The organism is Lutibacter sp., assembly GCF_013139515.1.
GTDB lineage: Bacteria > Bacteroidota > Bacteroidia > Flavobacteriales > Flavobacteriaceae > Lutibacter.
Genome location: NZ_WTAR01000041.1, coordinates 1 through 8,616, shown reverse-complemented (window position 1 = coordinate 8,616; position 8,616 = coordinate 1). Strand labels below are relative to the sequence as shown.

Here is an 8,616-nt window from a genome sequence, read left to right as displayed (position 1 = left end):
ATTATTATTGTTTAATTATTGACTTCTTAAATCGCTATTTTTTACTTAAAATTTTATGTCATTCCTGCGCAGGCAGGAATCTATTTTTTACACCGTATGGATTCCTGTTTTTCACAGGAATGACATTATTACTACATTTACAATTCTAAAAAATTCTTTAAAATTTGTTCACCTGCTTTACTACTCTTTTCAGGGTGAAATTGTACACCGTAAAAATTTTGTTCTTGCAACGCTGAAGCATATTTTATTCCATAATCTGTAATTGCAATGGCTTCATCATTTAATGGGACATAAAAACTATGCACCAAATACATATATTCTTTCTCTTTAATACCTTTGAATAAATCCGATTTTAAATTCTCAATTTGATTCCAACCAATTTGTGGAACTTTCTCATTATTATTAAACTTCACAACATCACAATCAAAAATAGCTAATCCTTGCGTGTCACCTTCTTCACAATAGTTGCACATTAATTGCATTCCTAAACAAATACCTAAAACTGGTTGTTTTAATGTCGGGATTAAAACATCCAAACCTGTTGCTTTTAACTTTTTCATGGCACTACTCGCCTCTCCAACTCCGGGGAAAATTACTTTATCAGCCGATTTTATTACATCAACATCGTCTGATAAAATTGCTTCATAACCCAATCGTTGAATTGCAAATTTTATAGATTGGATATTCCCTGCTCCGTAATTAATAATTACAACGCCCCCTTTTAATCCCCCAAAGGGGGAAATTTCTTTCACTTTATCTAAATCTGTCATATTCATAATTTCTATTTCCCCCTTTGTGGATTAGGGGCTTATAGCATTCCTTTTGTACTCGGTAAAATCATTTTTTCTGAATCTCTTTTAACAGCTGCTTTAATTGCTTTTGCAAAGGCTTTAAAAATGGCTTCAATTTTATGGTGCTCATTAACACCTTCAGCCTTTATGTTTAAATTACATTTTGCGCCATCTGTGAACGATTTAAACAAATGGTGAAACATTTCAGTTGGCATTTCACCAATTTTTTCACGTTTAAAATCTGCATCCCAAACCAACCAATTTCTACCTCCAAAATCAATAGTAACTTGTGCTAAGCAATCATCCATTGGTAAACAAAAACCGTAGCGCTCTATTCCTAATTTATTTCCTAACGCTTTTGCGAAAACTTCACCTAAAGCAATCATTGTATCTTCAATAGTATGGTGCTCATCAACTTCTAAATCCCCTTTCACTTGTATGGTTACATCCATATTTCCGTGACGTGCAATTTGATCTAACATATGATCAAAAAAAGCAATTCCTGTTGAAATATCACTCTTTCCTGTTCCATCTAAATTTAAGTTGATGTGAATTTTGGTTTCATTCGTATTTCTAGTCAATTCAGCGGTACGATTTTCTAATTTTAAAAATTCATAAATCTTTTCCCAATCGTTACTTTCTAAAGCAATATTATTGTCTAATTCATTTCTTTTAACTGTAATTTCTCCAGTTCCAAGATTGGTGTTATCATTAATAAAAATTCCTTTTGAACCTAAATTTTTAGCCAATTCAATATCAGTTAATCTATCACCTATTACAAATGAGTTTTCTAAATCATAATCTTTAGAAAAATACTGAGTTAACATTCCAGTTCCTGGTTTACGCGTATTAGCATTTTCATGGGGGAAAGTTCTATCTAAAAAAACAGAATCAAATACAACCCCTTCATTTTCAAATGATTTCATAATAAAATTATGAACAGGCCAAAAGGTATCTTCAGGAAAAACATCAGTTCCTAAGCCATCTTGATTGGTAATCATTACCAATTCATAATCCAATTCTTTTGCTATTTTACCTAAATATGTAAATGCTTTAGGATAAAAAATCATTTTTTCAAATGCATCAATTTGTTCATCAACAGTTTCTTTAATTAGTGTACCATCACGATCAATAAATAATACTTTTTTCTTCATTTTATAAATCTTTAAATGCATTTATCAACTTAATATTTTCGCTTTTTGTTCCAATAGTTAAACGTAATGTGTTTTCACACAAAGGCTGGTTCGTTCTATTACGAATTACAATTCCTTTTTCAATTAATTGAATGTATCTTTTTGAAGCATCATCCACTTTAATTAGCACAAAATTAGCATCTGTAGGATACACTTTTTCAATAATAGAAATCAATTTTAATTTAACAATTAGCTTTTCTCGTTGCTCTAAAATAATTTCAATTTCTTTTTTAACTTTATTTTTAGTTAAAATTCTCTTTAAAGCTCTTTGTTGTGTTAATTCATTAACGTTATAAGGAGGTTTAATTTTGTTTAAAACCCCAATAATTTCTTCGGAAGCATAACAAATTCCCATTCTTATTCCTGCCATTCCATACGCTTTAGATAAGGTTTGTGTAATAATTAAATTTGGAAATTCATTCAATCGCTCTAGCCAACTTTTTTCAGAAGAAAAATCAATATATGCTTCATCAATTACTACTAAACCTTTAAAGAATTTTAATAATTTTTCAACACTTTCATTAGAAAATGAATTTCCTGTTGGGTTGTTTGGCGAACATAAAAATAATAGCTTTGAATTGGCATCAGCAACTTTTAAAATTTCATCAACATTAGGTTCAAAATTATTAGTTAATAAAACCTCATTCTCATCAATATTATTAATGTTTGCCAACACTTTATACATTCCATACGTTGGTGGCAACGTAATAATATTATCTTGTTTTGGTTCGCAGAAAGCTCTAAAAATTAAATCTAATACTTCATCACTACCATTTCCCAATAAAATTTGAGAAAGTGGTACATTTTTTAATTTTGATAATTCTTTTTTAACCGATGTTTGTTGCGGATCGGGATAACGATTTACACCATTTTCAAACGGATTTTCATTCGCATCTAAAAATACCATATTTGCACTTAAATCCTTAAACTCATCACGTGCTGACGAATACGGTTTTAGTGATTTGATATTTTCACGAACTAAATCATTTATGTTCATATGCTATTCTTTAAAATTTGAAAAATTTTGACAAGCTCAGTTTGACAAGTTTTTAATCTAATTATTTTAAACTATTCAAACGTAAAGTTACTGCATTTTTATGAGCATCTAACCCTTCAGCTTCAGCCATTAATTCAATAGCATTTCCAATATTTTGAATTCCTTTTTTTGATATTTTTTGAAATGAAATAGCTTTCAAAAACGAATCTAAATTGACACCTGAATACGCTTTTGAATATCCATTCGTTGGCAACGTGTGATTTGTACCCGATGCGTAATCACCAGCACTTTCTGGTGTATAATCACCAATAAATACCGAACCTGCATTTTGAACATTATCTACATAAAATTCATTGTCATTTGTACAAATTATAAAATGTTCAGGGCCATACTCATTTATCAGATCTAATGCAATTTCTTTAGATTTAACATAAATTAATTTTGAGTGGTCAATAGCTTGTTTTGCTATTTTTTTTCTAGATAATTGTTCTATCTGTTGTTCTATTTCTAGCTCTACTTCATTTAATTTTTCTAGTGAAGTTGTTACTAAAATCACCTGACTATCTGTACCGTGTTCTGCCTGACTTAATAAATCAGAAGCCACAAAACTTGCGTTGGATGTTTCATCTGCAACAATTAATAATTCACTTGGCCCTGCAGGCATATCTATGGCTACGCCAAATTTAGTAGCTAATTGCTTAGCTGCGGTAACATATTGATTTCCTGGCCCAAAAATTTTATACACCTGAGATATAGTTTCCGTTCCAAAAGTTAAACCCGCAATAGCTTGTATACCACCAACTTTTAATATTTTGGTGACACCACATAGTTGTGCTGCATATAAAATAGCGGGGTTTATTTCTCCTTTTTGATTTGGAGGAGTTGCTAAAATAATTTCTTTACAACCTGCAATTTGAGCTGGAATTGCCAACATTAAAACCGAAGAAAATAAAGGTGCGGTTCCTCCTGGAATGTATAATCCAACTTTTTGAATTGCTCTTTTTTCCTGCCAGCATTCAACACCTTCAACAGTTGTAATAATATTTTTAGCAGTTTTTTGAGCTGTATGAAATGTTGAAATATTATTTTTAGCTAAATCAATAGCAGCTTTTAATTCATTTGAAATTTGTGTTGAAGCGGCTAAAATTTCTTCTTGAGAAACATACAATTTACCTAAATCTACTCCATCAAAAATAGAAGTATAGCGTTTAATTCCATCATCTCCATTACGCTTTACATCATCAAAAATAGAATTAACCGTAGTTTCAATTGCTTCAATTGTTTGCGTTGGTCTTTGCAACAATATTGACCATTCACTTTTTGGTGGATTTATAATTTTATTCATTTTATTTAATATTTTGATGAGATCCTGAATTAAGTTTAAGATGACGTCTTACTTATAATACCATTTTTTCTATTGGAATCACCAACAATCCTTCTGCCCCATTTGCTTTCAATTCGTCTAATACTTCCCAAAAAGTATTTTTTTCAATTACTGTATGAATAGAGCTCCAACCCTCTTCAGCTAATGGCAACACAGTTGGGCTACGCATTCCTGGTAATAATTTTATAATTGTATCAACTTTATCATTTGGAGCATTCATTAAAATATATTTAGATTTTCTAGCTTTTAAAACTGCTTGAATTCTAAACTGTATTTTATCTAGAATTTTTTGATTTTCTTCAGAAATAGAAGACGAAACAGCAAGTACTGCCTCACTTATCAGCATTTCTTCTACTTCTTTTAAATTGTTTTTAAAAAGCGTACTTCCACTTGAAACTATGTCACAAATGGCATCGGCTAAACCAATATTTGGTGCAATTTCAACTGAACCATTAATAATATGAACATCTGGTTTAACATTAAACTTTTTAAAGTATTGCTTTACTGTATTTGGGTATGAAGTTGCAATTCTAGCACCATCTAAATCCTTAATACTAGAATATTCAACATCTTTTGGTACAGCTAAAGAAACTCTACATTTTGAGAATCCTAATTTTTCTACTATACCAATATCTTCACCTTTTTCTATCAATACATTTTCACCAATAATGGCAATATCTACTACTCCATCTCTAAGGTATTGAGGAATATCACCGTTACGTAAATACAAAACTTCCAACGGGAAATTACTTGCTGATGCTTTTAATTGATCTTTTCCATTATCTATAGAAATTCCACAATCTTTTAATAATTTTAGAGAATCTTGGTTTAATCTTCCTGATTTTTGTACTGCAATCTTAATTTTAGTCATTTTTTATTTTAATATGTTTGAATAAACCTAGTTGTTTTAATAAAAAAACCCGCTTGATTTACTCAAACGGGTTATAATTATATTTTTGAAATTATTCAATACATTATCCTCTCGCCTGAGTGCTAGTATGAGAATGATGACGATGTAATTGAATAAATTTCATTATTTCTTGTTTTGTGCTACAAATATATAAAAATGTTTAATACAGCAAACTGTACCTTGTAAAATATTTACAAACTTAAACGTTTTGTTATATAATTAACATTCTAAATTATCGTACTTTTCTAAGTAAAGTAGCAATGTTAGTCCATCTTAAATCACGAGATTTAATTCCTTTCTCTATTTTTTCAATAGCATTTTCACTTAAGTTTTGGTCAGAAGCCTTCTTTTTAGGTTTAAATACTTGTTCAAATCCTAAAAACATATTTATAGTTATGTGTGTTGCATAAGCATCACTACCAGATGGCGACAGAATTCTTAATAAACTCCATTTTTCTTTAACCTCATCATCTACTGCTTTTTGGTGCATCGGCAAAAAGGTTTCAATTTCAGTAGTTTCATACGTTGAATTTGTGGCTTTCATAAAGTCAATATAAGCAATAGACCCAATATCCATATCATATTCATCTTCCGTTTCTGCTAAAACTTCAAGATAAAACCGCTTTGATAAATCTCTAGATTTACTTGTTTTTCCCATTTGACTTTGAAATTCATCATCAGACATTTCTGGATAAGCAGCCTTTACTGCAGCTGGAAAATTATCATCTCCTTTAAACATTTTTATTGGATTGTCATATACACTAACAGTCATATATTGATATCCTTCATCTTCACCTCCCGGTTTTAATGACCACATATCCCAACCAATTAATTCTCCATTCATAATTCGTTGCTTATGAATTTTTTCCCAAAATTCTTCAACTTTCCAATAGTCAGCCTCTTGCTCATTATCAACCTTCATAAGTTCAAAAATTAGATATGACTTTTCTTGTGAAAACAAATTAGCAGTCATTAATACCATGGCTACAAATAATAGTAATAATTTTTTCATGATAAATATTTTAGTAGTTAATAAAAGAAGGAGTTACTGTGAAGTTACTGATTTTTATCAAATTACGCCAATTAAAGTTGAAGAATTCAACAAAAAACAATTGTTTTAAGCCTTAATTAATTTACGGTAAATTGTTTAAAACTCTTTAATAAATGATACCATTTAAATAGTAAGTTTATGAACCATTAATAATTATTTAGTTAAATTTGCGCTTTCTAACAATACACTAAATAAATCAACACATGATTCAATTCTTTGGAGACACAAACAGTAAAATATACGCTGTACAAACGTCAAAAGAACTTTTACAAAAAGACACTCAAAAGTTAAACTGGCTTTTTGGGAATTTAAAACAACTATCTGAGGCATCTATTGATGCTTTTTTTATTGGCCCACGTGCCGCAATGATTACTCCTTGGAGTACTAATGCAGTTGAAATTACACAAAACATGGGTGTTGAAGGTGTTCTTAGAGTTGAAGAATTTAATTCTTCAACAGAAAATGAAGCATTTGATGCAATGATTTTTGAAAAATATGCTAAATTAAATCAAGATATTTTCACCATTAATGTTCAACCTGAAGCAATTTTAAAAATAGAAGATATTGCAGCTTACAATCAACAGGAAGGATTGGCTTTAAACAATGAAGAAATTCAATACTTAAATAATTTAAGTGCTAAAATTGGAAGAAAACTAACAGATTCAGAAGTGTTTGGATTTTCACAAGTAAATTCTGAACACTGTCGACATAAAATTTTTAATGGAACTTTTGTGATTGATGGAGAAGAAATGCCTTCTTCTCTATTCAAATTAATTAGAAAAACTTCGGAATTAAAACCTGAAGGAATTGTTTCAGCATATAAAGATAATGTTGCTTTTGTTGAAGGACCAATAGTGGAACAATTTGCTCCAAAATCAGCTGATAAACCTGATTTTTACGAAAAGAAAGATTACAAATCGGTTATTTCATTGAAAGCCGAAACTCATAATTTCCCAACAACTGTTGAACCATTTAATGGTGCTGCAACAGGCTCTGGAGGTGAAATTAGAGATAGATTAGCCGGTGGAAAAGGTTCATTACCATTGGCTGGAACAGCTGTGTATATGACTTCCTATTCTCGTTTAAATGAAAATAGACATTGGGAAAAAGGAATGCAAGAACGTGATTGGCTATATCAAACACCGATGGATATTCTTATAAAAGCTTCAAACGGTGCTTCAGATTTTGGGAATAAATTTGGACAACCATTAATCACAGGCTCAGTACTCACATTTGAACATGAAGAGCAAGCACGTAAACTTGGCTTTGATAAAGTAATAATGCAAGCTGGAGGTATCGGTTATGGAAAAGCCGAACAAGCTTTAAAAGACACACCAAAAGTAACTAATAAAATAGTGTTGCTTGGTGGTGAAAATTATAGAATTGGAATGGGTGGTGCTGCCGTATCATCTGCTGATACAGGAGAATTTGAAAGTGGTATTGAATTAAATGCGGTACAACGTTCTAATCCTGAAATGCAAAAAAGAGCTGCAAACGCCATTAGAGGAATGGTTGAAAGTGATATAAATTCAATTGTTTCTATTCACGATCACGGTGCTGGTGGACATTTAAACTGTTTATCTGAACTAGTTGAAGAAACGGGTGGATTGATTGATTTAGATAAATTACCAATTGGAGACCCTACACTATCAGCAAAAGAAATTATAGGAAACGAATCTCAAGAACGTATGGGATTGGTAATTGGCAAAGAGGATGCCAAAACACTTAAGCGTGTTGCTGAAAGAGAGCGTTCTCCTTATTATGAAGTTGGTGAAGTAACAAATAACAATCGGTTTACATTTGAATCTAAAACTACTGGTGAAAAACCAATGGATTTAGATTTATTTGATATGTTTGGAAGTTCTCCAAAAACAATCATGACAGATAAAACTGTTGATTACAATTATACTGATTTAGAATACTCTATAAAAAATATTTCAAGCTATTTAGAGCAAGTACTTCAATTAGAAGCTGTTGCGTGTAAAGATTGGTTAACAAACAAAGTTGATCGTTGTGTTGGTGGTAAAGTTGCAAAACAACAATGTGCTGGTCCGCTACAATTACCACTAAACAATGTTGGTGTTATGGCATTAGATTATAATGGTAAAGAAGGTATTGCAAATTCTATTGGGCATTCACCTATAGCAGCATTAATTGATCCAATTGCTGGTAGTAGAACTGCTATTGCAGAATCTTTATCTAATATTGTTTGGGCGCCTATAAAAGATGGTTTATCTGGTATTTCACTTTCCGCAAACTGGATGTGGCCTTGTAAAAATGAAGGTGAAGA

Annotated in this window: 7 protein-coding genes; 1 reads left to right on the top strand and 6 read right to left on the bottom strand. The window is 30.9% G+C overall.

What is annotated here, in order from left to right; genetic code table 11:
• Nucleotides 1-137 precede the first annotated feature (137 nt).
• The 6 genes from hisH to GQ540_RS05060 all read right to left on the bottom strand — a co-directional run bounded on the left by hisH (nt 138) and on the right by GQ540_RS05060 (nt 6,287).
• Nucleotides 138-770, bottom strand: a complete 633-nt coding sequence (hisH, locus tag GQ540_RS05085; protein WP_291798282.1) for an imidazole glycerol phosphate synthase subunit HisH — start codon at nt 768-770, stop codon at nt 138-140.
• A gap of 38 nt (nt 771-808) precedes the next feature.
• On the bottom strand, nt 809-1,945 hold the full coding sequence (gene hisB / locus GQ540_RS05080; protein WP_291798279.1) for a bifunctional histidinol-phosphatase/imidazoleglycerol-phosphate dehydratase HisB: 1,137 nt from the start codon (nt 1,943-1,945) through the stop codon (nt 809-811).
• Nucleotide 1,946: 1 nt separating this feature from the next.
• Nucleotides 1,947-2,981 (bottom strand): histidinol-phosphate transaminase, encoded by a 1,035-nt coding sequence (gene hisC, locus GQ540_RS05075; RefSeq protein ID WP_291798277.1) that lies wholly within the window; start codon nt 2,979-2,981, stop codon nt 1,947-1,949.
• A 61-nt stretch (nt 2,982-3,042) separates the two neighbouring features.
• Nucleotides 3,043-4,326: a histidinol dehydrogenase gene (hisD, locus tag GQ540_RS05070; RefSeq protein WP_291798272.1), complete on the bottom strand. Its 1,284-nt coding sequence runs from the start codon at nt 4,324-4,326 to the stop codon at nt 3,043-3,045.
• 52 nt (nt 4,327-4,378) lie between these two features.
• On the bottom strand, nt 4,379-5,236 hold the full coding sequence (gene hisG, locus GQ540_RS05065) for an ATP phosphoribosyltransferase (RefSeq protein WP_291798269.1): 858 nt from the start codon (nt 5,234-5,236) through the stop codon (nt 4,379-4,381).
• 271 nt (nt 5,237-5,507) lie between these two features.
• Nucleotides 5,508-6,287, bottom strand: coding sequence for a hypothetical protein (locus GQ540_RS05060; RefSeq protein ID WP_291798266.1), 780 nt, complete (start codon nt 6,285-6,287; stop codon nt 5,508-5,510).
• Nucleotides 6,288-6,529: 242 nt separating this feature from the next.
• Here GQ540_RS05060 and purL point away from each other — a divergent pair.
• Nucleotides 6,530-8,616: phosphoribosylformylglycinamidine synthase (gene purL / locus GQ540_RS05055; protein WP_291798263.1), on the top strand; the 2,087-nt coding region annotated here is incomplete at its 3' end.

What these genes read in the sequence shown, in the direction of transcription:
- hisH (WP_291798282.1), bottom strand. Translation starts at nt 770, where the DNA reads ATGACAGATTTAGATAAAGTGAAAGAAATTTCCCCCTTTGGGGGATTA.
- hisB (WP_291798279.1), bottom strand. Translation starts at nt 1,945, where the DNA reads ATGAAGAAAAAAGTATTATTTATTGATCGTGATGGTACACTAATTAAA.
- hisC (WP_291798277.1), bottom strand. Translation starts at nt 2,981, where the DNA reads ATGAACATAAATGATTTAGTTCGTGAAAATATCAAATCACTAAAACCG.
- hisD (WP_291798272.1), bottom strand. Translation starts at nt 4,326, where the DNA reads ATGAATAAAATTATAAATCCACCAAAAAGTGAATGGTCAATATTGTTG.
- hisG (WP_291798269.1), bottom strand. Translation starts at nt 5,236, where the DNA reads ATGACTAAAATTAAGATTGCAGTACAAAAATCAGGAAGATTAAACCAA.
- GQ540_RS05060 (WP_291798266.1), bottom strand. Translation starts at nt 6,287, where the DNA reads ATGAAAAAATTATTACTATTATTTGTAGCCATGGTATTAATGACTGCT.